Origin of the sequence: Falsibacillus pallidus, assembly GCF_050990905.1 — a bacterium.
GTDB lineage: Bacteria > Bacillota > Bacilli > Bacillales > DSM-25281 > Falsibacillus > Falsibacillus pallidus_A.
On record NZ_CP158866.1, the window covers coordinates 1,818,152 to 1,841,994 of the forward strand.

General features: G+C 42.2%; 25 protein-coding genes. 23 read left to right on the plus strand and 2 right to left on the minus strand.

What is annotated here, in order from left to right; all coding sequences use genetic code 11:
* Positions 1-29 precede the first annotated feature (29 nt).
* The 23 genes from ABTV07_RS09570 to ABTV07_RS09680 all read left to right on the plus strand — a co-directional run bounded on the left by ABTV07_RS09570 (position 30) and on the right by ABTV07_RS09680 (position 22,546).
* Complete coding sequence (locus tag ABTV07_RS09570; RefSeq protein ID WP_433751172.1) at positions 30-653, plus strand: alpha/beta hydrolase; 624 nt, start codon at positions 30-32, stop codon at positions 651-653.
* Between the two features lie 65 nt (positions 654-718).
* Positions 719-1,222, plus strand: a complete 504-nt coding sequence (locus ABTV07_RS09575) for a ferritin-like domain-containing protein (protein WP_433750509.1) — start codon at positions 719-721, stop codon at positions 1,220-1,222.
* Between the two features lie 158 nt (positions 1,223-1,380).
* Positions 1,381-1,713 carry a hypothetical protein gene (locus ABTV07_RS09580; RefSeq protein WP_433750511.1) on the plus strand — a complete coding sequence of 111 codons (333 nt, stop codon included), beginning with the start codon at positions 1,381-1,383 and terminating at the stop codon, positions 1,711-1,713.
* 182 nt (positions 1,714-1,895) lie between these two features.
* The gene (locus tag ABTV07_RS09585) at positions 1,896-3,224 is read left to right on the plus strand and encodes an IS3 family transposase (RefSeq protein ID WP_433742493.1); all 1,329 of its coding nucleotides are present in this window, start codon (positions 1,896-1,898) and stop codon (positions 3,222-3,224) included.
* Between the two features lie 197 nt (positions 3,225-3,421).
* Positions 3,422-3,709, plus strand: coding sequence for a hypothetical protein (locus tag ABTV07_RS09590; protein WP_433750514.1), 288 nt, complete (start codon positions 3,422-3,424; stop codon positions 3,707-3,709).
* Between the two features lie 51 nt (positions 3,710-3,760).
* Positions 3,761-4,453: a DUF2278 family protein gene (locus ABTV07_RS09595; protein ID WP_433750515.1), complete on the plus strand. Its 693-nt coding sequence runs from the start codon at positions 3,761-3,763 to the stop codon at positions 4,451-4,453.
* A 227-nt stretch (positions 4,454-4,680) separates the two neighbouring features.
* Positions 4,681-7,098 (plus strand): heavy metal translocating P-type ATPase, encoded by a 2,418-nt coding sequence (locus ABTV07_RS09600; protein WP_433750517.1) that lies wholly within the window; start codon positions 4,681-4,683, stop codon positions 7,096-7,098.
* Between the two features lie 22 nt (positions 7,099-7,120).
* On the plus strand, positions 7,121-7,981 hold the full coding sequence (locus tag ABTV07_RS09605) for a hypothetical protein (RefSeq protein ID WP_433750519.1): 861 nt from the start codon (positions 7,121-7,123) through the stop codon (positions 7,979-7,981).
* Between the two features lie 188 nt (positions 7,982-8,169).
* A complete protein-coding gene (locus ABTV07_RS09610) occupies positions 8,170-9,024 on the plus strand; it encodes an AraC family transcriptional regulator (RefSeq protein ID WP_433750522.1) in 855 nt (284 codons plus the stop codon).
* A gap of 581 nt (positions 9,025-9,605) precedes the next feature.
* Entirely contained in the window at positions 9,606-10,031 is a 426-nt protein-coding gene (locus ABTV07_RS09615; protein ID WP_433750524.1) for a cytidine deaminase, read from the plus strand.
* 477 nt (positions 10,032-10,508) lie between these two features.
* The gene (locus ABTV07_RS09620; protein ID WP_433750527.1) at positions 10,509-11,654 is read left to right on the plus strand and encodes a HesA/MoeB/ThiF family protein; all 1,146 of its coding nucleotides are present in this window, start codon (positions 10,509-10,511) and stop codon (positions 11,652-11,654) included.
* Positions 11,651-12,844, plus strand: a complete 1,194-nt coding sequence (locus tag ABTV07_RS09625) for a hypothetical protein (protein ID WP_433750530.1) — start codon at positions 11,651-11,653, stop codon at positions 12,842-12,844. The genes ABTV07_RS09620 and ABTV07_RS09625 overlap by 4 nt, the downstream gene beginning before the upstream one ends.
* Positions 12,822-13,667: an alpha/beta fold hydrolase gene (locus ABTV07_RS09630; RefSeq protein WP_433750533.1), complete on the plus strand. Its 846-nt coding sequence runs from the start codon at positions 12,822-12,824 to the stop codon at positions 13,665-13,667. The genes ABTV07_RS09625 and ABTV07_RS09630 overlap by 23 nt, the downstream gene beginning before the upstream one ends.
* A 126-nt stretch (positions 13,668-13,793) precedes the next feature.
* Positions 13,794-16,697 carry a type I pullulanase gene (gene pulA / locus ABTV07_RS09635; protein ID WP_433750535.1) on the plus strand — a complete coding sequence of 968 codons (2,904 nt, stop codon included), beginning with the start codon at positions 13,794-13,796 and terminating at the stop codon, positions 16,695-16,697.
* 176 nt (positions 16,698-16,873) lie between these two features.
* A complete protein-coding gene (locus tag ABTV07_RS09640; protein ID WP_433750538.1) occupies positions 16,874-17,719 on the plus strand; it encodes an STAS domain-containing protein in 846 nt (281 codons plus the stop codon).
* Between the two features lie 145 nt (positions 17,720-17,864).
* A complete protein-coding gene (locus ABTV07_RS09645) occupies positions 17,865-18,437 on the plus strand; it encodes a hypothetical protein (RefSeq protein WP_433750540.1) in 573 nt (190 codons plus the stop codon).
* An 86-nt stretch (positions 18,438-18,523) separates the two neighbouring features.
* Positions 18,524-19,135 carry a hypothetical protein gene (locus ABTV07_RS09650; protein ID WP_433750543.1) on the plus strand — a complete coding sequence of 204 codons (612 nt, stop codon included), beginning with the start codon at positions 18,524-18,526 and terminating at the stop codon, positions 19,133-19,135.
* Between the two features lie 19 nt (positions 19,136-19,154).
* A complete protein-coding gene (locus ABTV07_RS09655) occupies positions 19,155-19,361 on the plus strand; it encodes a hypothetical protein (RefSeq protein WP_433750545.1) in 207 nt (68 codons plus the stop codon).
* Between the two features lie 151 nt (positions 19,362-19,512).
* Positions 19,513-19,932 carry a GNAT family N-acetyltransferase gene (locus ABTV07_RS09660; RefSeq protein WP_433750548.1) on the plus strand — a complete coding sequence of 140 codons (420 nt, stop codon included), beginning with the start codon at positions 19,513-19,515 and terminating at the stop codon, positions 19,930-19,932.
* 27 nt (positions 19,933-19,959) lie between these two features.
* Entirely contained in the window at positions 19,960-20,439 is a 480-nt protein-coding gene (locus tag ABTV07_RS09665) for an NUDIX hydrolase (RefSeq protein ID WP_433750550.1), read from the plus strand.
* Between the two features lie 16 nt (positions 20,440-20,455).
* Positions 20,456-20,941, plus strand: coding sequence for a GNAT family N-acetyltransferase (locus ABTV07_RS09670; RefSeq protein ID WP_433750553.1), 486 nt, complete (start codon positions 20,456-20,458; stop codon positions 20,939-20,941).
* A 91-nt stretch (positions 20,942-21,032) separates the two neighbouring features.
* On the plus strand, positions 21,033-21,260 hold the full coding sequence (locus ABTV07_RS09675; protein WP_433750556.1) for a hypothetical protein: 228 nt from the start codon (positions 21,033-21,035) through the stop codon (positions 21,258-21,260).
* A 101-nt stretch (positions 21,261-21,361) separates the two neighbouring features.
* On the plus strand, positions 21,362-22,546 hold the full coding sequence (locus ABTV07_RS09680; protein WP_433750559.1) for a chromate transporter: 1,185 nt from the start codon (positions 21,362-21,364) through the stop codon (positions 22,544-22,546).
* A 189-nt stretch (positions 22,547-22,735) separates the two neighbouring features.
* Here the strand turns inward: ABTV07_RS09680 and ABTV07_RS09685 are convergent, their stop codons facing one another.
* Positions 22,736-23,266 (minus strand): GrpB family protein, encoded by a 531-nt coding sequence (locus ABTV07_RS09685; RefSeq protein ID WP_433750562.1) that lies wholly within the window; start codon positions 23,264-23,266, stop codon positions 22,736-22,738.
* Between the two features lie 213 nt (positions 23,267-23,479).
* Complete coding sequence (locus ABTV07_RS09690) at positions 23,480-23,776, minus strand: DUF5412 family protein (RefSeq protein ID WP_433750564.1); 297 nt, start codon at positions 23,774-23,776, stop codon at positions 23,480-23,482.
* Between the last annotated feature and the right edge of the window lie 67 nt (positions 23,777-23,843).

Below are 23,843 nucleotides of genomic sequence, written 5' to 3' on the forward strand. Positions count from 1 at the left end.
GCGGAATAGGAGAGATTAGGTTGGGAAATGTGGAGAAACTAACGGTAAAAGGATATAAAGAAATGGAGATTCCTTTTAGACTGTTTCAGAAGGGTTCAACGAGTTTAGCTATCATCCTGCCAGGGTCTGGTTATACTTCACAGGCACCCCTTCTTCATTACGCTAAAGCTGTTTTTGCTAATAAATCATTTGATGTTCTGCAAGTGAATTATCAATACCATAACGAGGATTATGAGGATTTTAGTGAACTAGGAAAAGCCATTAAATTGGATGTAAATGTTGTTCTCGATGAACTATTAACCAATCATACCTATGATCAATTTTATTTCATCGGAAAATCATTGGGGACGATTGCGATGAGTTCGGTTTTAAATAAGGAGATTTTTCAGGGTGCCAAAGCCATTTGGATGACCCCATTGATTCATCGGGATGATGTTTGGGAGGCAATGGTCAACAGCAAGCATGAAGGGTTATGCATCATTGGAGACAAGGACCCTTGCTACAGGGAAGAAAGATATATGAAAATTGTTGAGAACACAAATATCACGCCAAAGCTCATCCCGAATGTAAATCATGATTTAGAATACAGTGGAGATGTTTTAGGATCGATTGATGTATTGAAGGATATTATAGCTGTTATTGAACAGTTTTAATTGATATGCATATTCTTCCAATTATGCTGCATCCTACAATTAATATAAATGGATGGGGTGGCAGTATGGTTGTTTTGAAAAATGGCTGGGTTATGACTTCAGCAGCTTTGGTCTGCTTTTTTATTACAGAATCTGCTTTTGCTAAGCCAGTAATGCCTGTTGAAGATCGGCAAACTAATTTGGAACAGGTCATAATAGAAGCACTGCAGGATGAATACCGGTCTCAAGCTGGTTATGATTCAATTTTAGAGAAATATGATACGATCCCTCTTTTCCGAGAAATGAAAGAATCTGAAGGAAATCATATTGTTCTTCTCCGTGGGTTGGTTGATAAATATAACATTTCTTATCACGATGATTTTGTAGTACCAGCTGCTACTTCTCCTGCTACTTTGCAAGAAGCCTATAAAGCGGCTGTTTCAGGAGAAATCGACAATATCGTTATGTTCGAAAAACTGGCAGAAAGGGATGGACTTCCTCCGGATGTGAAAGCCGTGCTGCAGCAGCTTGGGGATGAGTCCCGTAATCATTTGATAGAATTTAGAAGGATGCTGAATTCAGGGAGATAAGCTAAGGGCAAAGGCTCTTGGCTATTTTTTTGCAGTAAAAAAGGAAAATTCACCCATGGTGGAGAATAGTTTACTACAGAGAAAGGGGAGATTCATATGAATACAAATCACTTATCAGTAGAGGATGCATCGGAATAACATACTGAAAGGTTGATTGAATGTCTAAAAATGTTTCAATGTTAAATGTAGAAGTTGTGAAAGAGCAACATGATTTTTCTGAACGAGAATTGAAGATTATCAATACTTTGTTATTAAACCTATGTGCAAATGCCAATATGAATGTATTGAAGCAGGGGATGGCCATGAATCCAATTGAACAGGGGAGCGACCATATTTTTGGGGTGCAGCTTGCCTGGGCTGAATCCATAACACCTGATGTCAATGAGGAATTCAAAGAGGCGATTGATAAGAGCTTTAAAACCGGATTTAAGATGTGCGATATCGAAGGGGCAGAGGTTTCCTTTTTGGAAAATGCCTATCTAGTAAAATAATTTAAGGGGGACATTGGCTTTTGCTGGTGTCCCTTTTACATAAAGGAGTGTGATCTGTGGAAAGAAAAGAGTTGAGGATTAAAATGGTACCTGTAGGTAGGACACTCAAAAAAAAGAGTGTTCAGCCTACAGGTATTTTTTATATACTTTAATTTCAGAACATGGGGATTAGGAGACAACATATGAGTAAAATTACTTTTTCATCTAAAGAGATAAAAACACTTCAAAAAAATCCGAATGTACAACAGGTCAGCGAAAAGTCTATTACCTATACAGAGGAATTTAAAAGTAGATTTATTGATGAATATCAGGCTGGCAAACTTCCTCGCCAGATCTTTGAGGAGAATGGATTTAATGCGGAGGTCATTGGAATAAAACGAATTGAACAGTCAGCCCATAGGTGGAAGAAAGCTTATGAAAAAAATGGTTTGATTGGACTGACAGATTCAAGGAAAAATGCGTCCGGTCGTCCCTTACAACGAGAACTCACTCCTTCAGAAGTAATCGAAAGACAAAAGGCTAGAATTGAATTGTTGGAAGGACAGGTAGAGTTGTTAAAAAAGCTAGAAACGACAGAAAGGAGGCTGCAAGAGGCAAACGAAAACCTACATCCAAATAAGGCTTATCAATTGATTCAGGAGACCATTGAACAAAATGGATTTAGGGGGATGACCAAGTATCTCTGTAGTCTATTAGAGGTTTCGCGTTCTGGTTATTATAGCTACCTGAATGCTTCCTCTGTCCGGGAGGCAAGGGAGAAACTGGACCTTGAAGCCAAGGAACTCATATTAAAGGCCTTTAACCGGCGTGGATATAAGAAAGGCGCACGCTCCATTAAAATGATTTTAGAGAATGAGTATGGCATTATCTTCAGCCGTAGAAAGATCCGGAGAATCATGAGGAAATATGACATCGTCTGTCCTCATCGAAAGCCAAATCCTTATAAAAAAATCGCTAAAGCAACGAAGGAGCATCAGGTTGTCCCGAACCAATTAAACCGGGACTTCAAACAGGGGATCCCTGGGAAAGTGTTACTGACGGATATCACTTACTTGCCATATAACGGTAATAGTATGGCCTATTTGTCGACCGTGAAAGATGCCTGTACTAATGAAATTCTGGCTTACCATATATCTGACCGGATTACCATGGACATTGCGACAAGGACGCTCCATAAATTGAAGAACAATAAGAAAGTTACGCTTCATGAAGACGCCTTTATCCACTCGGACCAAGGAAGTCACTACACAAGCCCCCGATACCAAAAGTTATTAAAGAAATACGGCTTGGGTCAGTCCATGTCACGTAGAGGCAACTGTTGGGACAATGCCCCACAGGAATCCTTCTTTGGCCACATGAAGGATGAAGTGGATTATAAAACAGCAAAAACGTTGAAAGAATTGAAATCAAGAATAGATCATTACATGGTTTACTATAACAATTACCGTTATCAGTGGAATTTAAAAAAGATGACCCCTATTCAATATAGGAATCATCTTCAAGCTGCTTAACCTCTTTTTTTATTGTGTCCTTGACAGGGGTACCATTTTAGATCAATCATTTTTTATTTTTATATTTTTTGATGCTGACGGTATGCTTCATTATCTTTTATAAGTGGCATTATTATCCCACCAAGTATTGGTATAATTCTTCTCATCAAGGTTCCATCATTCAATTTTCAGATGATCATTCGATTCATCAGATAGATATGGCTAAGTTGTCCAGTGATAAGCAGTTTGAACTTTATGAGTTTCGTTCGTTGATTACGGATCTTCACAATAGGTGGAGGAATGTCATCATTCTCAGTGCTGCTTGCTTTACGGTTTATGCAGCAGTGCTATATAAAAGGGATACGAAGTACTCTATGCACCTTAGAGCACTTATGTTTTTTCTGCTGTTCCTGTCCTCCATTTATATGAACCTTTTTAACGATATAAAGATGGAGACCATTCATTTTGAAAATGAAGTGATTGTAAAACAGATTCAAGGGTATTAAAGAGTATGTGAATTTGTTTCATCAAACATTTGAGATGAAGGAGGAAATGCTATGTCATTGTATAACTACGGTGTATTGAAGGGGATTCCAGTCAGGGCGCTGCCTGGGAGCGATAAAAGTCCTCATTATCAGATTTTGGTGCATGGGGAGAATGGAAATCCTTATCGGATTGCGGTAAATATCAAGTCACAGGGGTATCCGTCTGATGTTCTTTATTACGTGGACGAACAGGTGGATACGGAAAAGACTGAGGAACTGATGAATCTGCCATACGGCTTTACCCCAATTCGCGATAATAAACCGCCGATCGGCATCGATTTTATCCGAGGGAATTGGTTTGATCCCGCTAAGATGACTGCGCTGCCTCCTGATGTGGATGGTCCGAACAACGACTTGAATGATCAAATCAATCACTATTTGAACGAGGCATTTCAGCGGGAAGCCATTATTTATGCATTCGGCGCCAAATGGGGGCCGGAGAAGAAAGCAGATGGATACTTTGGGTTTGTTCCGGGGCAGGGCATCCATGACATCCATATGAATCAGGGAAATGAAGGCAGGTGGGAGAGGGATAACGGCACCTATCAGGATGGTGGTCTCCTGCTGCAATTCAAGGATAAGTGGGTAAGCATCTTCCTTGCGTTCCAATCGCAGTCCTGGTGTACGGATGACCTTGGAAACCCTTTGAAGCCGGTTGAGGAATGCAACCATGTGGATGCTGGATCGAAGGTGGCCAAAAGATAATAGCAGGTGGAGAAGAGCTTCTCATATATGAGGGGCTTTTTTTATTGATCTTGGAGCGAGCACTTTTCATTAGTTAACGATTGTTATGGATTGACATATACTATACGGGGGTATAGTATAAATACAACGAAAGGAAATCCCGCATATTTGAACTTGTCTATTGGAAGTGGGAAAATGGATGCATCAAATAGAAAACTGATTTTTTTCATATATAGGAGATGATTGAAATGAGCGGTACGACAAAGGAAGTGCAGTTCCCAATCTCGGGTATGACATGTGCAGCCTGTTCTGCCCGAATTGAAAAAGGGCTGAGCCGGATGGACGGTGTGGAGGAAGCAAATGTGAACCTGGCATTGGAGAAAGCAAGGGTGGTGTACAATCCTGAAGCTGCTGGGATGAGTGACTTTGAACAAAAAGTGGAACAGTTGGGATACAAGATCCCGTCAGAAAAAATAGAGTTCGACATTTTAGGGATGACGTGTGCCGCATGCTCAGCCCGAATTGAAAAAGGGCTGAACCGGATGGACGGGATCAAGACGGCATCCGTTAATTTAGCGCTTGAAACAGCTTCCATTGAGTATAATCCTTCCCAAGTGACTGTTCAGGATATGATTCAAAAAGTGGAGAAGCTGGGATATGAAGCAAAAAGGAAAAATGAGGATACGTCGGAAACTGTGGATTACAGAAAAGAGGAAATGGACCGCCAGATGGGTAAATTTATCTTTTCTCTTATCCTTTCCTTGCCTCTTTTATGGGCGATGGTCAGCCACTTTTCCTTTCTGTCCTTTATTTATCTGCCCGATATGCTGATGAATCCTTGGGTCCAGTTCGCCCTTGCGACACCCGTGCAGTTTGTGATCGGGAAGCAATTTTATATTGGGGCTTATAAAGCATTAAGAAATAAGAGCGCCAACATGGATGTTCTTGTGGCACTCGGGACGTCTGCGGCATATTTTTACAGTCTGTACTTGACAATTTCCTCCATTGGGGACGGAATGAAAATGACAGATTTATATTTCGAAACAAGTGCCATTTTAATCACATTGATTTTGCTTGGTAAATTGTTCGAAGCCCGGGCAAAAGGGCGTTCCTCTGAAGCAATCAAAAAATTGATGGGGCTTCAAGCGAAGACGGCTCGAGTGGTCAGGGATGGCGTCGAGCAGGAAATTTCACTGGAAGAAGTCGTGGTTGGAGATACTGTCCTTGTGAAGCCTGGTGAGAAAATCCCTGTGGATGCCGTCATTATCGAAGGGCAATCCGCGCTTGATGAATCGATGCTGACAGGTGAAAGTGTACCGGTTGATAAGACCATTGGGGATGAAGTCATTGGCGCCACGATCAATAAAAATGGATTTTTGAAATTGGAAGCAACAAAAGTAGGAAGAGATACGGCTCTTGCGCAAATCATTAAAGTAGTTGAAGAAGCTCAAGGTTCGAAAGCGCCGATTCAGCGCATGGCCGACCAAATTTCAGGGATTTTTGTCCCGATTGTTGTCGGCATCGCGGTGATTACATTCTTGATATGGTATTTTGCAGCAGATCCCGGCGATTTTTCATCGGCATTGGAAAAAATGATTGCCGTTCTAGTGATTGCCTGCCCATGTGCGCTTGGCCTTGCCACTCCGACCTCGATCATGGCGGGCTCAGGTCGTGCAGCAGAATATGGTGTCCTCTTTAAAGGTGGGGAGCATTTGGAGAGAGCCCATCAATTGACGACCGTTGTCCTAGATAAGACTGGGACGGTTACCAATGGGAAGCCGGTGTTGACAGATGTGTTCACTGCAGAGGGCATGGATGAATCGCTGCTTCTTCAGTTGGTCGGTTCTGCCGAAAGACAATCCGAGCATCCTCTCGCTGAAGCCATTGTAAATGGAATTAAGGAAAGGGGAGTTGCTTTAAAAGATGCGGCATCGTTTGAAGCGATACCCGGATATGGTATCAAAGCAGAAGTGGATGGGAAAAATTTATTGATTGGAACCCGAAAGCTCATGGCTGAGAATGGAATCGATGTTGCCGATTATGAGGATGCTATGGCTGAGCTGGAATTGAAGGGCAAGACAGCCATGCTGGCAGCAGTAGATGGGTTATTCGCTGGAATGGTGGCGGTTGCGGATACGGTGAAAGAAACATCAAAAGCAGCAATTGCACGATTAAAGGATATGGGAATCGATGTGTTCATGATTACGGGAGATAATGAACGTACGGCCCGAGCCATCGCGTCTCAAGTCGGAATTGAACACGTTCTGGCAGAAGTGCTGCCTGAAGGGAAGGCCGAAGAGGTCAAGAAGCTTCAGCAAGCCGGCGGAAAAGTCGCGATGGTTGGAGATGGGATCAATGACGCCCCTGCACTGGCTACTGCTGATATCGGCATGGCCATCGGAACGGGGGCTGATGTCGCAATGGAAGCAGCGGATATCACGCTGATGAGGGGCGACTTGAACAGCATTGCCGACGCCATTTTGATGAGCAGAAAGACGATTCGCAACATCAAGCAAAATCTGTTCTGGGCGTTTGGCTATAATACGCTTGGAATCCCGATTGCGGCCCTTGGTTTCTTGGCGCCTTGGCTCGCAGGAGCGGCAATGGCATTCAGTTCGGTTTCGGTTGTCCTTAATGCGTTGAGGCTGCAGAGAGTGAAATTATAATTGGAATGAGAGGCGTCAGTGGATGAAAAAATGGGCGATTGCGGCTGTCCTTTATTTGGCTCTTGTGGTTGTAGGCTACTCTGTTTATGCTGCGAATTTTAAAGAGGATGATGGACGAGGAAAAATGGGGATGGGTTCGGATGATACCTCACATAAAAGTGAGGAGGCCAGTGGAAGCATGGAGAGTATGGATGGGATGGAGGACTCCAGCCATGATCACGGTGCAGTTCAGGGGCTTTATGGAGATGTATTTGTGAAGGTCGGTTATGAGAATGGGAAGATGCGGATTTCTTTAAGGAACGATCAGGGTAAGCCAGTGGATCATTTGGAAATCAACCATGAGAAGAAGATGCATCTTATTATAGTGGATGAGCATCTCGATAAATATTATCACCTTCATCCTGAGCGTGTTGGTGCTGGGGAATACGAAGCATCCTTTCAGTTTCCGGAGGGCAGCTACAAGGCTTATGTGGATATCAAACCTTTTAAGATGAACTACCACGTGTCGCCAAAATCATTCCAAGTGGGATCTGCCACAGGCGGCCATGGACATGACAATAAGCTGACACCTGATGGAATTTTAGCCAAAACGGTTGATGGCAAGAAACTCGTAATGGAAATGAGTTCAGCGAAAGCAGGAACGCCTGTCACATTGAAGTTCAATCTGGATGAATCGAGCCTTGAGCCATACTTAGGAGCGGCAGGGCATGTGGTCATCCTTGATGAAAAAGGGGAGCACTATCTGCATGTTCATCCTGCTAATGAAAAGAAGCCCGTGTTTAAAACGGAATTCATTGAACCAGGAATCTATAAAATCTGGGCGGAATTTATGCAGGACGGCAAAGTGAGGGTGTTTCCATTCGTGGTGGAAATTAAGGAGTAATTAAATGAATTGTCACGCAAGAGGCGTCCTGGGGAAACCTTCAGGGCGCTTATTTTGTGTGAAGATTTTTCGGGCGGTGACAGGGACGACCCGGTTTTTGTCGAATGATATAGAGGACATGAGAGAGCAGAAAATGACAGGATGCAGGAAGTTTTTTTCGTTAGTATGAAAACAAGGGGTGAGAAGTTATGGGCTGGGTGGAGTCGCTGCAGAAAGCGTTAGATTTTATGGAAGAACATTTGCTTGAGGATATCAGTATTGAAGAGATCTCGAAGGCTGCGAATTCTTCGTCGTTTCATTTCCAACGGACGTTTTCGATTTTGACCGAGACGTCAGTAGGGGAATATTTGCGGAGAAGAAGGTTGACGCTGGCTGCTCAGGATCTCTGCACATCAGACATTAAAATCATTGATGCCGCCTATAAGTATGGCTACGACACTCCCGAAGCTTTTGCCAAGGCATTTCGCCGCCAACATGGCATCACACCGAGTGAGGCGAGAAAGTTTATTGGGAAGCTGAAATCTTATAACCGCCTGGTCATCCAGGTGAATTTGAAAGGGGCAGAACCGATGCAGTATACGATTGTGGAAAAAGAAGCGTTTCAACTGATTGGCGTCAAGAAAAGATTTTCATTAATGAATGAAGAAAATACAAAAGGAATCCCGCTTTTATGGCAGCAAGTGAATGAAGATGGGACCAGTGATGAATTAGCTGGGCTTAATAATGGCGCCGTCCAAGGGCTCCTTGGGGTATGTGTTGCGGCCCCTGAAGAGAATCAGATGGATTATTGGGTCGCAGCCGCACGCGATGGGGATGTCCCTCAGAAATTTTTGAGCTATGAAGTACCTTCGTTAAAGTGGGCTGTGTTTGGGGTAAATGGAGCCATGCCGAATGCCATCCAGAATAAGTGGAAAGAAATTTTTACGGAATGGTTTCCGTCCAGCGGGTATCAGCATGCCGCAGGTCCGGAATTGGAAGTTTATCCGGCAGGGGACGCGTATAGTGAGGATTATTACTCAGAAATCTGGATTCCTGTGAAGTAATACGAGCTTAGATAAAGCATGCAGGAAAATTTAATTAGTGTGTTGAATTTTAGAGTGAACTGGAAGCAATGCCTCTTGCTTTATGAGAGGGTTGCTTTCTTTTGAATAGAATAGCAGGGACACGGGGACAGGTTTAGTGTCCCACCCAGTGTACTGAGGTAGAGCCCTTGAGCGAGTTTGGCGCATAGAACCGTGGTTCCGGCGCATAGGATTGATTTCCGGCGCATAGCGGGATGATTTTGGCGCATTGACTATCAAGCTCGGCGCATAGCCAAGGGGTTTTCGCGCATAGAACCCATTCAAAATGCTGACCACCCGTGTTTTTCATACTAAATCCCGTGATTTCACCCCTCTTTTTAAACCAACTGGTCAAATTTTGCTCTTTTCCCGCTTGATTTGACCATCCAGCCATTAAAAGTGGGCAGAATCTTCGCTTACCGTCTAGATTTTGTCAACTCCAGCCTGTGTCTTCGGGGAGAGGCGGCGCTGGCGCATAAGAGCAAAGTTTCGCGCATGAACCATTTGATAATTTATCAATCATTCTCATATTGAGATCATTCTTAGGAAAGCAGGTCATAAAAATGAAAACATTTGAATTGACTAATGAAGACATGGAGCTCGTGGCGGAAGCAGAGTCTGTAATTAAGCGGTTATTTACGCCGGACAAACACCACGTAGGGGCGGCCATCAGAACGAAGGAAGGCAAGATGATTTCTGCTGTACATATTGAAGCATACATCGGCAGGGTCACGGTGTGCGCTGAAGCCATTGCGATCGGGAAGGCCATTTCTGAGGATGAAAGGGAGTTCGACACAATTGTAGCCGTAAGACATCCGCAACCTGACGAAGTTGTTCAGCAGCTGCGAGTTGTAAGTCCGTGCGGCATGTGCCGTGAACTTATATCAGACTACTCCCCGGAATGCTATGTAATACTAGTAGTGGATGGAGAGCTCGTCAAAACCAAAATCAGTGAGCTGCTTCCATTGAAATACAAAAGAAGTAAATAATACTTTGAAAGCCGATGCACTTTTCCAGTTTTGAATGGAAGGTGCTTTTATTATGGAGTATAGTCGACATGATTCGCCAAATATCGGGTGGTGACAGGCACCTTGAGGGCATTTTTTTGTAGTTTTTTGACTAATTTTAATATTCTTAAGATTATAATTATTTTCGGTTTTGGGAGTTATGTTTTGAAAATGCAGGATAAGGGGGCTTGTACCCTGTGAGAGGGAGAATTGGGGTGCTGATGGTTTCTGTTATGATCAATTTAACAAATATTTAGCCAATTAAATATTTGTCCTCCATGACTTACATAACTGACAAATATGTAAAAGAAGGGAGTGTACGAAATGAAAAAAATCAAAATCAAAAAAGTTGAAAAATTAGTACCTCTTATCTGCCACTACCGATAAGAGAAAAATATTGGCCGTGTATAGGTGTATACACGGTCAATATTTATTTTTCCCACAAAAGGAGGAGAAACGATGAAACCGAAATTCAAAGAAATCATGAAGCCGATCGTTTCCGTGGACGAGTCGATTCGCATCGGTTTTGAAGGAGAAATTTTTGATATCGATAATCCGGATAACTTTACCTTACATATGCTTGATCAATTTGATGGAACGAAAAATATCGAAGAATTAGCGGGAATCCTGGATATGAGTGTGGAAGAAGTGTTAGAGGCGGTTGAAATGTTCAATGAAATCGGTCTGCTTGAGGATGCGGATGATGACCCAAAGATCGTTTTGACGCCCGAACAGAAAGAAAGATACCGTGCCAATCTTACCTATTTCTCCAACTACGCTGATATTATAACAAAACGTGAGAGCTACCAGGAGAAATTGAAGGGTGCAACCGTAGCGGTGCTTGGTTTAGGAGGAGCGAGCCTTGATGCAGCTTGCCTGGCAGGACTTGGCGTCGGGAAAATTATCGGGTTGGATTATGATACGGTGGATATCAGCAATCTGAACCGCCAATTTTTATATTCAGAGAATAATATTGGGCAATTAAAGGCAGATGCTGCCCTTCAGCGAATCAAAGAGCTTAATAGTGACATAGAGATGGAAGTCGTCAATATGAAAGTAATGAATGCTGAAGGATTAATGGATGTCTTGAAAGATGCCGATCTTGTCATCAATGGAATCGATTCGCCGGGCATCATTGCTTCCCGTTGGGTCAATTCTGCTTGCACAGCCTTGAATATCCCGTTCCTTCAGGGGGGCATCAGCAATACGAATATCATTTGGGAGAAAATCATTCCGAACACGAGCGGCTGCTATGACTGCTTCCTCATCCATTTTTTACGGGTGGATCCATATTTTCAGCATCAGTTGATGGCGTTGTATAATCAGACATTTGAAAGAAGGAACACAGCGATTGCACCCCATGTGGCCTTGCTCAGCGGGTTCATCATCTCAGAAGCGGCTAAAATCATCAGCGGACACGAAGCATCAATCCCTGCATCGACGTCCCATATCTTTAATACGAAGACGATTGAGATTACGAAAGAACACAAATGGGACAAGCTTCCTGAATGCCCGACATGCGGAAATAAACGAAGCCTTTCGGTCGAGCCAGTAGATATCCAAGAGCTGCTGTCCATTTCTAAGGAAAAGGAAATGATGGTATGAGAAAACTGACGCTTGAGTCCATCCTGGATGCCTCTCATTTATCCGTACAGCCGGAAGGAGAAGAGTTCACGATAGGCGATCCAGTAAAGAATATCTTCATCCGAATTCCTGAAGAAGGTGCAGAGGTCGTTCGCTGTATGAATGGCGAAAGGACGATCCAGGAGGTCCAGGACAAGCTTCTTCATGAATTTGGATTTGAAGTGGATGTCCTTGATTTTGCCGATTCGCTATTAGATTTAAACCTGATAGCGAAATGGGATGGTGAGATTTTGACTGAAGAGGCTGCACATGAAAATCAAATGGCCCAGAAGCTCGGGATGATTTTCTTTGGAAAGCCAACGCTGATGGTTTATGGTGTGTTGGCGGCTGCAGCGATCGTGATCGGACTTGCTTCTCGATTGTCTTTTCCTATTTATCAGGATGCATTTGTATTTGAATCAATCGGGAAAAGCCTGCTGTATTTCTTTTTAGTCTCGTGGGTTCTGACGATCATTCATGAAGCCTGCCATTATATAGCCGCTTCGAAAGAGGGAGTGCCGGTAAAGTTCAACTTGAGCATCCGCTGGTTTTGGGTGGTGGTAGAGGCTGACATGAACGGGCTCTGGTCGCTTCCTAAGAAGAACAGATATATTCCATTGCTGGCAGGGATGATCATGGATGCAGTCATTTTGAGTGGAGTGATCATCATTTCGGAAAGGGCATCAGGAAACGAATTTCTTTTCGGCACCTGTAAAATGATCATGCTCATTCAAACGTATAAACTATTATGGCAGTTCTTGATATTTGTCAGGACAGATGTCTATTATGTCATTGTCACACGATTGAATGCTGCGGATCTGACTGGGGATGCCCTATCATTTTTACTGCGTCCGGTTTCAAAAAAACATAAAGAGAACTATGAACATTTATCTTCATCAGAGAAAAATTTCGCTAAAAACTATGGCTGGATGTATGTGATGGGCCTCGTGATTGCGATTTTCATTTATTGTATGTATACCATTCCAGGAGCAGTGTTTGCGTTTAAAGAAGCGATGGGTCAAATCTTAATCTATAAGTTCAACTCAGTTGGTTTCTGGGACGGGATGATTCCGATCCTCATTGCTTTGTTCGAAGCTGTCCTTTGGGGTATCGGCGCCTACCAAACTTATGCCAGAAGGAGGAATACACATGTGGAACTGCAAAACCATTAAGATAGAGGGAACGAACCATTTTGTGAGAGAGAGTCCTTTGGAAAAAGAAGCAGATACCGTTGTATTCATTCATGGACTCGGTTGGACAGGGGAGATCTGGAGTTCCGCTGCGAAGTATATGGAGGGATTTCAGTTGATTGCACCGGATCTGCCTGGGCACGGTGAATCTGATCCGACTGATGCCTATGATTATCATTCTTTAGCACAGCAATTGAACGCCCTTTTGAAAGAAATGGAAGTGGAGCGGCCCATTATGGTTGGAAGCTCATGGGGTGCAGGATTAGTCGTTAAATATGCGAGTCTCTATCCTGATTATGTTGATCGAGTCGTTTTATTGGATGATGGCTACTATCCAATCGCAGAAACCCCCGGATTGAATTGGGAAATGATTGAAAATGGTGAATTCCCGGCGGAAGCATTGAAAGACCTTGATAGTTTCTATGAATTTATGAAATCGGACAATCCACAATTTTGGAATCAGGAAATTGAAAAGGCTGTAAGGGATCAGGTCTTTTTGAAAGAAGATGGGAAAGTAAAATTCAAAGCAAAAGATGAAACTCAGTTGGCTTGTATGAAGGCAGCGTGGGAGTTCGATCCGTTAGCGGAAGAAAATCGATTAACGGTTCCAAGCGTCCTGCTGATCGCCCATAGTTTGAATGAAGACGAAGAAATGCGAAGGTTTAAACGGGTGAAAGCGAATGCTTTTTACACTCTCAACAATGGTTATGCTATTGAAATGGAAGAAACCGATCATTTAATTATGCTGGATAAACCGATGGATTTAGTGAAAATGATAATAGATGCATCTTCAGTGAAGCTATAGGTGTAAAGAATGAATATTAAATAAGAATACCCATAATCCTTTCCGAATTATGGGTATTTTGATTTATGATAACGCTTTCTTAAGTTTGGTAAAATGGTAGAGAAACGAATTAAAGGAGGAAAAAGGATGGGGAATAAAGTATTGAAATTGTCGTTTTCAACCATTGCTTTGTGCATCATGGTGCTGGGAACTTTTTTGAACCCTCAAATGCAAACGATTGCACAAGAAAGTACAACAAAAGTGATCATTCATTATCAAGAATCGTCTGATAACCAAAGGGACTGGAATCTATGGGTCTGGCCAGAAAATGGGGACGGTGCCAGGTATGAATTTACTGGAGAAGATTCATTCGGTAAGACTGCAGAGGTGGATCTCAGCGGGATTCATCACAAAGTTGGCTTCATTGTCCGTACTGACAGCTGGGACAAGGATGGCGGAGACCGTTGGATCGACACTTCGAGTGGAATAGGGGAGGTCTGGGTCAAAGCAGGTGATGAAAAGACGTACACTTCACCGCCTGATGGAGAGTACAGGGATTTGCCGAGTTATGATCATGTGAAAGTAAAGCTGCATTACCATCGGTACGATCAGAAGTATGATGGTTGGAACCTTTGGATGTGGAATCCTGACCATGAAGGGCAGCGCGTCGATTTTACTGGTGAAGACAGTTTCGGAAAAGTAGCAGAGTTTGATTTGGATGATGCTGACGGCATTCAAAAGCTGGGCTTCATCGTTCGAAAAAGTGTTGATGGCAACGATTGGTCTGCCAAAGATATCGACCATGACCGATTCATCACACGCTTCAATGAAGATGGGACTGCAGAGGTTTGGCTGGTCCAAGGACAGGAGAGTGTATATCAGGATCCAGGTTTTGTGGACTTGAATCCGATCATCACTCAAGCCTCTATAGATGGATTCAATCAAATAACGCTGGAAACCAATGTTCCATTTTCTCTTAAGGATTCTGCCGATAGCATTAAGCTGGATGGAGCAGAAATCGAGAAAATCACTCCATATAATGCTGAAGATGGGGATCTTCTCAATAAGGTCAATATTTTCACGAAAGAAAATCTCGATCTCTCCAAATCTTATAAAATTACAATGGATGGGTATGGGGAAAAAGAGGTTGTGCTGGGAAAAGTCATCCGCTCTAAAGAGTTTGATGACCAATTTTATTACGATGGCTGGCTCGGGAACCACTATCAAAAAAATAAAACCGATTTTACCCTATGGGCTCCAACAGCATCTGAAGCACACTTAGTGGTTTATAAAGACGCGGCGTCGAATGAATCAACTGAAATCCCGATGGAAAAAGGGAAAAAAGGCACTTGGACGGCCCAGCTTAATGGAGATCAGAATGGCCTTGTCTACACCTATAAAGTAAAAATCGGCGGAGTTTGGACAGAAGCCGTCGATCCATATGTGCGTGCTGCGACTATAAATGGCGATCGAGGCGTCGTTGTGAATTTGGATAAAACGAATCCGAAGCATTGGAACAACCATGAAGCGAAGCTCGAAAACCCGGAGGATGCAATCATCTATGAAGCCCACGTCAGAGACTTATCCATTTCTCCAGACAGCGGGATTGAGCAAAAAGGGAAGTTCCTGGGCATGACAGAAAAAAATACAAAGGGAACAGAGGGGAATGCCACAGGTCTCTCCTATATCAAAAAGTTAGGCGTCACTCATGTTCAGTTCCTTCCGATCTTTGATTACAATAGCTTGGACGAAACGAAGCTGGATCAGCCGCAGTACAATTGGGGCTATGACCCGAAGAACTATAATGTGCCGGAAGGATCGTATTCCACTGATCCTGCAGATCCATATAAAAGAATCTCAGATTTGAAAACTATGATTCAAGCCCTCCATGACAATCAGCTGCGAGTGATCATGGATGTTGTGTACAATCATGTATTCAATGCCAATCAATCTAATTTCCAAAAGCTTGTACCAGGGTATTATTTCCGCTTCAATGACGATGGGACGTTTGCCAACGGAACAGGTGTCGGAAATGACACGGCATCCGAGAGAAAAATGATGAGGAAATTCATTGTGGATTCTGTTTCGTATTGGGCGAAGGAATATCATATGGACGGGTTCCGCTTCGATTTGATGGGAATCCATGATACGGAGACCATGAATGAGGTGCGCCATGCATTAAATAAAATCGATCCGAGTATCATTGTTCTTGGAGAAGGATGGGATTTGAATACTCCGTTGGATCCGGAGCTAAAAGCTGATCAAAAGAACGCCGAAGACATGCCGGGAGTGGCGCATTTCAATGACAGCATTCGCGATGCGATTAAAGGAAGCGTCTTCGATGATAAGGACAAAGGATTCGTCAACGGAAAAACAGGCGTGGAGGAAATCTTGAAACAGGGGATTGAAGGCGGAATCCACTATCCTGATACTATGGCGACTTACCGTGATCCGGAACAGGTGATCAATTATGCAGAAGCACATGATAATTTGACCCTTTGGGATAAGCTGCAGCTGACAAATCCTGAAGCAGATACGGAAACATTGAAGCAAATGCATAAATTAGCTTCTTCTATTCTATTGACTTCTGAGGGCATTCCTTTTATTCACGCAGGCCAGGAATTCATGAGGACGAAATACGGTGACCATAACAGCTATCAATCTCCTGATTCTGTGAATCAATTGGATTGGAACAGGGCGGCAGAATTCCATTCGGAAGTGGACTACGTCAGAGGATTGATTGAATTGAGAAAGCACTATCAATCGTTCCGCATGACGACGGCTGCGGCCATCGAGAAGAATCTTCACTTCATGGACGCACCTGATCGTGTGGTGGCTTATTCCCTTGATGCGAAAGCACTTCATGATAAAGCAAAAGAAATTGTGGTGATTCATAATGCAAATGAAGAAGGGCAAGTGGTGTCACTTCCACAGAATGCAGCGTGGCATCTGCTGGTGGACGGCCAGCAAGCAGGGGTGAAAACCATTAAAGTCATCCACGGCAACAAAGTATTGGTGCCTGCGCTGTCTACATTCGTACTGAAAAGATAAAATAATAGATTAGGCCGGGTGATCATCACTCGACATAATTCGCCAAAAACCGGGCGGTGCCTGTCACTTTAGTGACGCCGCTCGGTTTTTTTGTGCATTTTTTGCTGTTTTTTAGAAAGTTATGGTAATATGAATCTATTAATAGGATACCATGTGGGTATTATGGAGGAGCAGCGATGGAAAAGGAACTGAAGTTAATAGGCAGTAGGATTTTAGAACAAAAATATGAAATAGCGAAAAGGGTTCACCGTGAACGGACGTCCCATTTAACACCGGATCAATTAAAGAATTTTCCGTTAACGGAGAAGGAAATGATTGAAGTACGCGCTAATTTTGTCACAATCTTTGGGGAAGCGCTTCAAGGGGATGCTGAACTGGAAAGAGCGTATATCGATCTTTTCAACTGGGGCGAGCAGACTGGTGAATTTGTCTATAAGCTTGGTGTTCCTTTGGACGAAGCCTTGAAAGATACAACGTATTATCGGATGTTCATCCGAGATGCCATCAAGGATGAAGTGGAGGCGCAATCCCTCTCTCTTGATCAAGCATTCAAAGTGCTCGATATCATCGATCCCCTGATGGATAAAGCTGTTTACTGTTTCAGCCTTACCTACATCCATTTCTATAAAGTCATGCTCGAATCGGCCAAGCATTCATTCTTGGAATTGTCTGTTCCAGTCGTTCCTTTGACGAAGGAAATCGCCATCCTGCCGCTGATTGGCACCATCGATACAGAGCGTGCTGCCCTCTTGATGGAAGAAACGCTGAATCATGCCAGCAGGCTTCAGCTAAGCCATCTGATCCTTGATCTATCAGGTGTTCCAATCATCGATACAATGGTAGCGGACCAGATTTTTAAAGTGATCGATTCATTGAAGCTGTTAGGTGTCCAAGCCGTTATTACCGGCATTCGTCCAGAAATCGCCCAAACCGTGGTGCAGCTGGGGCTTGATTTTAAATCTATTATGGTACGTTCAAACTTGAGCACGGCTATGAAAGAATTAGTCTTCGTAAAAAAATAAAATGCTTTTTCAAAAACACATCTTAATTGGAGATGTGTTTTTTTTGGTAAATACACTTGGTGAGATATGGTATGGTTATGATAAGGGATATTTAGAATATTTTCCCACTACCATTAAAATGACTTCGAGGGAAGGAGGTCTCTGATTGAACAAACGAAAATGGATTGCAGCAGGGGTTTTTGTTTTTTTAGTTGCCATCTTCCTGTTCTTCAATTGGCAGTATCCTTATTCATTCATAAGCGTGAAAAAATCCATTGAATTCACGCCAGATATCAAAATGGCAGAAGGAGTAACAATGGACCTGCAGTCACTTCATCACTTTTATGCAAAAAATCCTGCAGAATCCGAGGATCTAACAGCTAATCGGACGGAATATATCCTGGATATTTTTGATGAGGAGGGGCTTTCTTCAAAGAAAACGGTCAAGATGGATGATAGGCAGATGACTGATTATCTGACATTCAATCAAAGGGCAAGGACTTTGCTGCTGGAATTGGCGTTCAGGGAGAAGTACACCAAAGAAACAAAAGAATACTTAAAAATGGCCGTTGAGAATAATATTGAAATTGAAACGGCTTTGTTGAAGGTGAAAAATGATCCCACCATTACAAGAGGACGGGCGGAATCTTACCTGCACGAAGCGTATATGATGATGCAGAATCAAGTGGATTACTATCAATCATTTTATGAGTCATACATTAGGGCAGGGAAGAATTAAGGATTGCCCTTAATAAAATGGGAAAAAATGAAACTTTTCTCGGTTCATCCCGTAAATAGACCTATACTGCTATGGAGGGATGATATGTGAAAAAGTTCATGGTTATTATTTTTTCTTCACTTCTTCTTTTTGGGTGCTCAAATAACAACGATAAAGCTTCAGACGATAACACTTCAAATGTAAAGGCTGTAGAATCACGAGTGAATGATTCTCCGGAAAAGCCTGTTGAGGAAGGCACCTCATTAGTATCCGAAATGCAGGAGATAATGTCGAAAAACGGATATGTAAAGCAAGAAGAAATCCTGGATTATGAATTAAAAGGCGACTATTTATTTGTGCTCAATTACAATACGACCAAGGGAACCGACGTCATTATTTTAAAAAATGATTCTGGAAAATTGGAGTGGATAAAGGCCATTGATACGGGCTCCGCTACCCTAATAAGTGCGGATGAAAATGCGACGAAGGAAAATGATAATGGCCCATTTATTTTAGTTGTTCAACCAGAAGACTCAAAAGTCACTGGTGTTAAAACTTTCGGGGAATACGCCAAAATGATTCAGGTTACAAGGTCCATTAATGATAGTTTAACAAAGGACATCAAGTTATGGGTTTATGTGACGGACGAATTGGACATCAACCCTCAAGATTTTGTATCTAAGATGGATCAGGAAATAGAGTATTTGTATACACCATAATGAGTAAAGGGGAAATCACATGATTAACATTTCAAAGGAGGAGAATCTAAAGATGGAAGAAACAAAATATCAGCAGGGCAATGTGGAAGAAAAACTGGATGAGATTTTGAAGCGGTTAGATCAGATAGAAAAACAGCAGAGAAATAAGCAGCCAAATGCAGCACCTTGGGTTTTTCTTGTTCCCATTGTCGCCATTATCATGTGGGGGCTGCAGAATATTTTTTAATCAATAAAGGGATGGAGAAAGAGGAATCTTCCTTTTGAGTCATCCTCTTTTTTATGCCTGTTTTCACTGAGTTTGATAGTCGGCATTAGAAAATATTGTTATAATGAATATCTGAATTTTCGGGATTAACTTAAAGAAGGGAGAGGAATTAATGAAGATTGAGAAGCAGTGGATTAAAGAAGACAGTGAGTTTATTAGAAAAAAAGTGATTGAACATAATATGTCATCGCTGCCGGATGATGTGAAGTCACCAGTGGACAATGTAAGCTTTGTTGTACGCGATGAAAATGAACAGATTGTCGGCGGCGTGACAGGGACGATGTTCTGGCAGCATCTTCATGTGGATTTTCTTTGGGTGGATGAATCGGTGCGAAAAGATGGCTACGGAACTAAATTGATGACAGAAATGGAGCAATGGGCAAGGGAGAAAAAATGCCGATTGATGGTCGTGGACACGTTCAGCTTCCAGGCTCCAGGATTTTACCGGAAATTAGGCTTTCAAGAGTTCGGTGTGGTGGAAGATCATCCGAAGGGCTTTAAACAGTTTTATTTTGAGAAGCGGTTAAGTTAAAGTGAAAAATTCATAGGGGGTAGTATTATGTTTGTGAATGTACGGGCAATCATTGTAAGAAAAGAAGCGGACGTGGAGAAAGTATTGATACAGCGAAGAATGAAAAGCTACGAAGGAAGCACCCCATATGAGTTTCCTGGAGGAAGGCTGGAAGAATTTGAGTCGATGATTAATGGGTTGAAAAGAGAAGTGATGGAAGAAACAGGACTGGAAATTGACGCGTTCTTAGATGAACTTGACATCACTTACTCTTCATCATCCGATCATAGTAAAGTGGAATGTGTAAAGCCTTTTGCTGTCTATCAAACTCTGAAAGGACCTGTAGATTCCATGGGTGTCTACTTTCGCTGCACCGCTAAAGGCAGCCTTTTGGAAAATGGAGATGATACAGCAGATATCCACTGGTGTTCCCTTGGTGAATTGGAGAAATTGGTTGGGTCAGGACAATTCTGTTGGGTTGATGAAGCAGGAGCTAATTTTTACATAAATATGATGAAAAATAAATAAGTGTGGAGGCGCCATTATGGTGGAATTAGATTTTTTGAAGCCGGAGTACATACAATTTCTACAAAACTATAATTTGGACACAAAACAAAGAGAATTCACCGCTATGCCGATGGGGGCGTTGGAGAAGTGCGAAACGGAGGTGGATCGCCACCCCATTGTAATATTGTTCAACGGAAAGCCGGCTGGGTTCTTTGTGCTGCATGAAGGAGAGGGGCCAAAAACGTATACAGATGATCCACATGCACTTTTATTAAGGGCTTATTCCATCGATTCTTCTTTTCAAGGAAAGGGTATTGCAAAGGAGTCCATGAAGAGGCTCCCAGCATTTGTCCGTAAACATTTCCCGGATAAAAAACAAGTCGTACTTGGTGTGAATCATGGCAATCATCCGGCTAAAGCTCTTTATTTAAAAGCAGGATTCGAAGACAGGGGCGGAAGATTCCAAGGACGTAAAGGGGAGCAGTTTATTTTACATATGCCAGTTTCCTCTGTGATTGAGTAAGTCTTTCTAAATTCCACGATATCCCTGCATACAACGGTCCGTCCATTTGCTAAATTAATAGCATCGAATATATTTAGCAAAGGTGATATTCATGTTCGCAAAGGAATTATTGTGGTTACTTGGCATTGTCGTAGTGGTTTTGGCGGCATTGCCATTTATTTTGTTGAGATTAGTAGAAAAAGGGCATAAGTGGGAACGGAGAATAGAAAGGTTATCGGATTGGCTCGATTCACAAGACGAGAAGAGGATGAAGCGAATCATTTCTCTTGTGACGCTGATTATTGTTTCGATTCTTTGGCTTACTTCTCGCTCTATGTAAAAACAATGTAAAAAAATAGCTGCCAATCTTCCCTTATTCTTCAATACTAGTAATAATGTTATTATAACGTTTCAAATTACATTAAAGGATGAATAGCATTCATGAAAAATAATGAAAAATCTTTTGGCAGGCTGCTCGAACTATTTTTAGTTTCATTAAAATTGGGATTGACCTCTTTCGGCGGTCCAATTGCTCACTTAGGGTATTTTCACAATGAATACATACGCCGGCGGAAGTGGCTGGATGAAAAAAGCTATGCGGATTTAGTGGCGCTGTGCCAATTTCTCCCTGGTCCGGCGAGCAGTCAGGTAGGCATCGGAATTGGAGTAATGAGAGCGGGTGTGCTGGGTGGATTCACAGCATTCCTCGGATTCACTCTACCATCTGTGATTGCTTTAATTCTTTTTGCTTTGCTGCTGAATGGGTGGGAAGTTGGGGACGCCGGATGGATACATGGCTTGAAGATCGTCGCTGTGGCGGTCGTAGCCCAGGCCATCATGGGAATGTCCACAAAATTAGCCCCGGATTTAACGCGAAAAGCCATTGCATTACTGGCCCTTGTCATCACATTGCTTATACCAGCATCCTTTACACAGGTTGGAATCATTCTTTTTTCTGCAGTGATCGGATATATGTTGTTGAAAAATAATGATTTATCAGAAGGAGACTCCATATTGAGGATCCCTCTTTCCCGAAAGTTTGGCGCAATTTGTCTGAGTCTGTTCCTGTCGCTCCTTGTGCTCCTGCCACTTGCAAGGGAAGCTTCAGATTCAAAAGCAGTCGCAATGTTCGATAGTTTTTACCGTTCTGGATCCCTCGTATTTGGCGGTGGGCATGTGGTGCTTCCGTTATTGGAAAGGGAAGTAGTTCCTAATGGATGGGTGGAGAAGTCGGACTTTCTAGCAGGATACGGTGCAGCGCAGGCAGTACCAGGGCCTCTGTTCACATTTGCCGCTTATTTAGGTGCGGTGATCAGTGGGTGGAAGGGGGGACTCATTGCCACAGCCGCAATCTTCCTGCCAGCCTTTTTATTGATATTCGGAGCATTGCCATTTTGGGATGCATTGAGAAAGAATCCGAAAATCCGCGGTTCACTGGCAGGTGTGAATGCGGCAGTTGTAGGGATACTCATTGCAGCGTTCTACATGCCGATCTGGACCAGTTCGATTCAGAAACCATCGGATTTTGCTTTCGCCGCTGTATTATTCAGTCTACTTGTTTTTTGGAAACTTCCGCCTTGGGTGATCGTCCTTGCAGGGGCTGTTGGGGGATTTTTAATAGGATGAATTTAATTTAATGAATATATCTAAATGGTGACTGTGTGTGTTTTGGGAGATAAAATGAAATATTAAATACAAGGCAATTCAATTCAATTCATAAAATGAATAAGTATTGTCTTTAGTTTGCATAGTAAAACGCTTGGGATTTTATTCCAAGTGTATTATTTTATATTTTAAATAGCTTTAAGCCAGTAATTAACTCCTTCTTTTATTAAAAATAATTTTAACAAATTCTTCTTTGTAATCAGTATATTCGTTTATCCCTGTACAGGATGTCTTTACATAGTTCAGCTTAATATCTAAATACTGTTTTCTTGCTGTTTCATTTGTATTGAGGTAATCCCTGAAGAAGGTTAGATTATTCCAAAGTTCCTTTTTATATTCCACTAAATGAATATAATGCGTTTTTTCTTGATAAGTGTTATCAGTGAATTTGGCAAATACGACTTCTCCAGGTCTTTCTACTCTCAACCTTAAAAAACCAATCTTCTTTAGACTTTTGAATATTGTTTCATCAGAATTTTGTAAATCGTCAACCCCTACCAAAATATCCAAAATAGGCTTTGCCGCCATACCCGTAATTGCTGTACTTCCAATGTGTTCTATACGAATATCTTCAAGACAAGTATTTTCAATAATTTCTTTTTTTACCCTAATAAACTCTTCAATCCATTCTGAAGTATATTCAACTAATCTTACTTCATCAAATTTTAGACCTAAATCCATTATTTCAACCCCTTTTTTAATTATGTGGTCTTCCTAAAATGAAAAAGCTTCAGCGGATTCCTTGGATATATTATTAGTAGAATAGCAGCAAACAATTTATTTCTCTTTACCCATTATGGAACCTGCTATTGCACTGAAAATATCCCCTAGCAATGAAAAGATAGCAGCCATTGTTATCAATCCTTTCTATTTTTTAAACCCACATAAATAAACTCAATCAGAATAAGGATTGCCATTTTTTAAGTTCAAAATCTGATTATTAATTGAAATTGTATGGTTATCAACCCAATTTACATCGACATGGTCCATCGGGGATTGATAATATATCGTTTTTTTAAACCATAAGGGACCATCTAATTTGCCGAGCACACTAAATGATGTAGCGGCACCGCCGTTAATCAGATAGAATTCTACCTTATAGTTTTCATCCGGAGACACCGCTGTTTTAATTAATTCCTCTGAAATAAATAGGAATCGAATGACTCCAAGAAAGAAGATCAACGACAACATCAGCGAAATAACAACTGTAAACCAACTTCGAAATCTTGATCGTCTATTTGTTTTATCTTTAAACCCC

Excerpts from the sequence above, each read along its gene's own strand:
- ABTV07_RS09575 (WP_433750509.1), top strand. The coding sequence starts at position 719 with ATGGTTGTTTTGAAAAATGGCTGGGTTATGACTTCAGCAGCTTTGGTC.
- ABTV07_RS09580 (WP_433750511.1), top strand. The coding sequence starts at position 1,381 with ATGTCTAAAAATGTTTCAATGTTAAATGTAGAAGTTGTGAAAGAGCAA.
- ABTV07_RS09585 (WP_433742493.1), top strand. The coding sequence starts at position 1,896 with ATGAGTAAAATTACTTTTTCATCTAAAGAGATAAAAACACTTCAAAAA.
- ABTV07_RS09590 (WP_433750514.1), top strand. The coding sequence starts at position 3,422 with ATGGCTAAGTTGTCCAGTGATAAGCAGTTTGAACTTTATGAGTTTCGT.
- ABTV07_RS09595 (WP_433750515.1), top strand. The coding sequence starts at position 3,761 with ATGTCATTGTATAACTACGGTGTATTGAAGGGGATTCCAGTCAGGGCG.
- ABTV07_RS09600 (WP_433750517.1), top strand. The coding sequence starts at position 4,681 with ATGAGCGGTACGACAAAGGAAGTGCAGTTCCCAATCTCGGGTATGACA.
- ABTV07_RS09605 (WP_433750519.1), top strand. The coding sequence starts at position 7,121 with ATGAAAAAATGGGCGATTGCGGCTGTCCTTTATTTGGCTCTTGTGGTT.
- ABTV07_RS09610 (WP_433750522.1), top strand. The coding sequence starts at position 8,170 with ATGGGCTGGGTGGAGTCGCTGCAGAAAGCGTTAGATTTTATGGAAGAA.
- ABTV07_RS09615 (WP_433750524.1), top strand. The coding sequence starts at position 9,606 with ATGAAAACATTTGAATTGACTAATGAAGACATGGAGCTCGTGGCGGAA.
- ABTV07_RS09620 (WP_433750527.1), top strand. The coding sequence starts at position 10,509 with ATGAAACCGAAATTCAAAGAAATCATGAAGCCGATCGTTTCCGTGGAC.
- ABTV07_RS09625 (WP_433750530.1), top strand. The coding sequence starts at position 11,651 with ATGAGAAAACTGACGCTTGAGTCCATCCTGGATGCCTCTCATTTATCC.
- ABTV07_RS09630 (WP_433750533.1), top strand. The coding sequence starts at position 12,822 with ATGTGGAACTGCAAAACCATTAAGATAGAGGGAACGAACCATTTTGTG.
- pulA (WP_433750535.1), top strand. The coding sequence starts at position 13,794 with ATGGGGAATAAAGTATTGAAATTGTCGTTTTCAACCATTGCTTTGTGC.
- ABTV07_RS09640 (WP_433750538.1), top strand. The coding sequence starts at position 16,874 with ATGGAAAAGGAACTGAAGTTAATAGGCAGTAGGATTTTAGAACAAAAA.
- ABTV07_RS09655 (WP_433750545.1), top strand. The coding sequence starts at position 19,155 with ATGATTAACATTTCAAAGGAGGAGAATCTAAAGATGGAAGAAACAAAA.
- ABTV07_RS09660 (WP_433750548.1), top strand. The coding sequence starts at position 19,513 with ATGAAGATTGAGAAGCAGTGGATTAAAGAAGACAGTGAGTTTATTAGA.
- ABTV07_RS09665 (WP_433750550.1), top strand. The coding sequence starts at position 19,960 with ATGTTTGTGAATGTACGGGCAATCATTGTAAGAAAAGAAGCGGACGTG.
- ABTV07_RS09670 (WP_433750553.1), top strand. The coding sequence starts at position 20,456 with ATGGTGGAATTAGATTTTTTGAAGCCGGAGTACATACAATTTCTACAA.
- ABTV07_RS09675 (WP_433750556.1), top strand. The coding sequence starts at position 21,033 with ATGTTCGCAAAGGAATTATTGTGGTTACTTGGCATTGTCGTAGTGGTT.
- ABTV07_RS09680 (WP_433750559.1), top strand. The coding sequence starts at position 21,362 with ATGAAAAATAATGAAAAATCTTTTGGCAGGCTGCTCGAACTATTTTTA.
- ABTV07_RS09685 (WP_433750562.1), bottom strand. The coding sequence starts at position 23,266 with ATGGATTTAGGTCTAAAATTTGATGAAGTAAGATTAGTTGAATATACT.
- ABTV07_RS09690 (WP_433750564.1), bottom strand. The coding sequence starts at position 23,776 with ATGTTGTCGTTGATCTTCTTTCTTGGAGTCATTCGATTCCTATTTATT.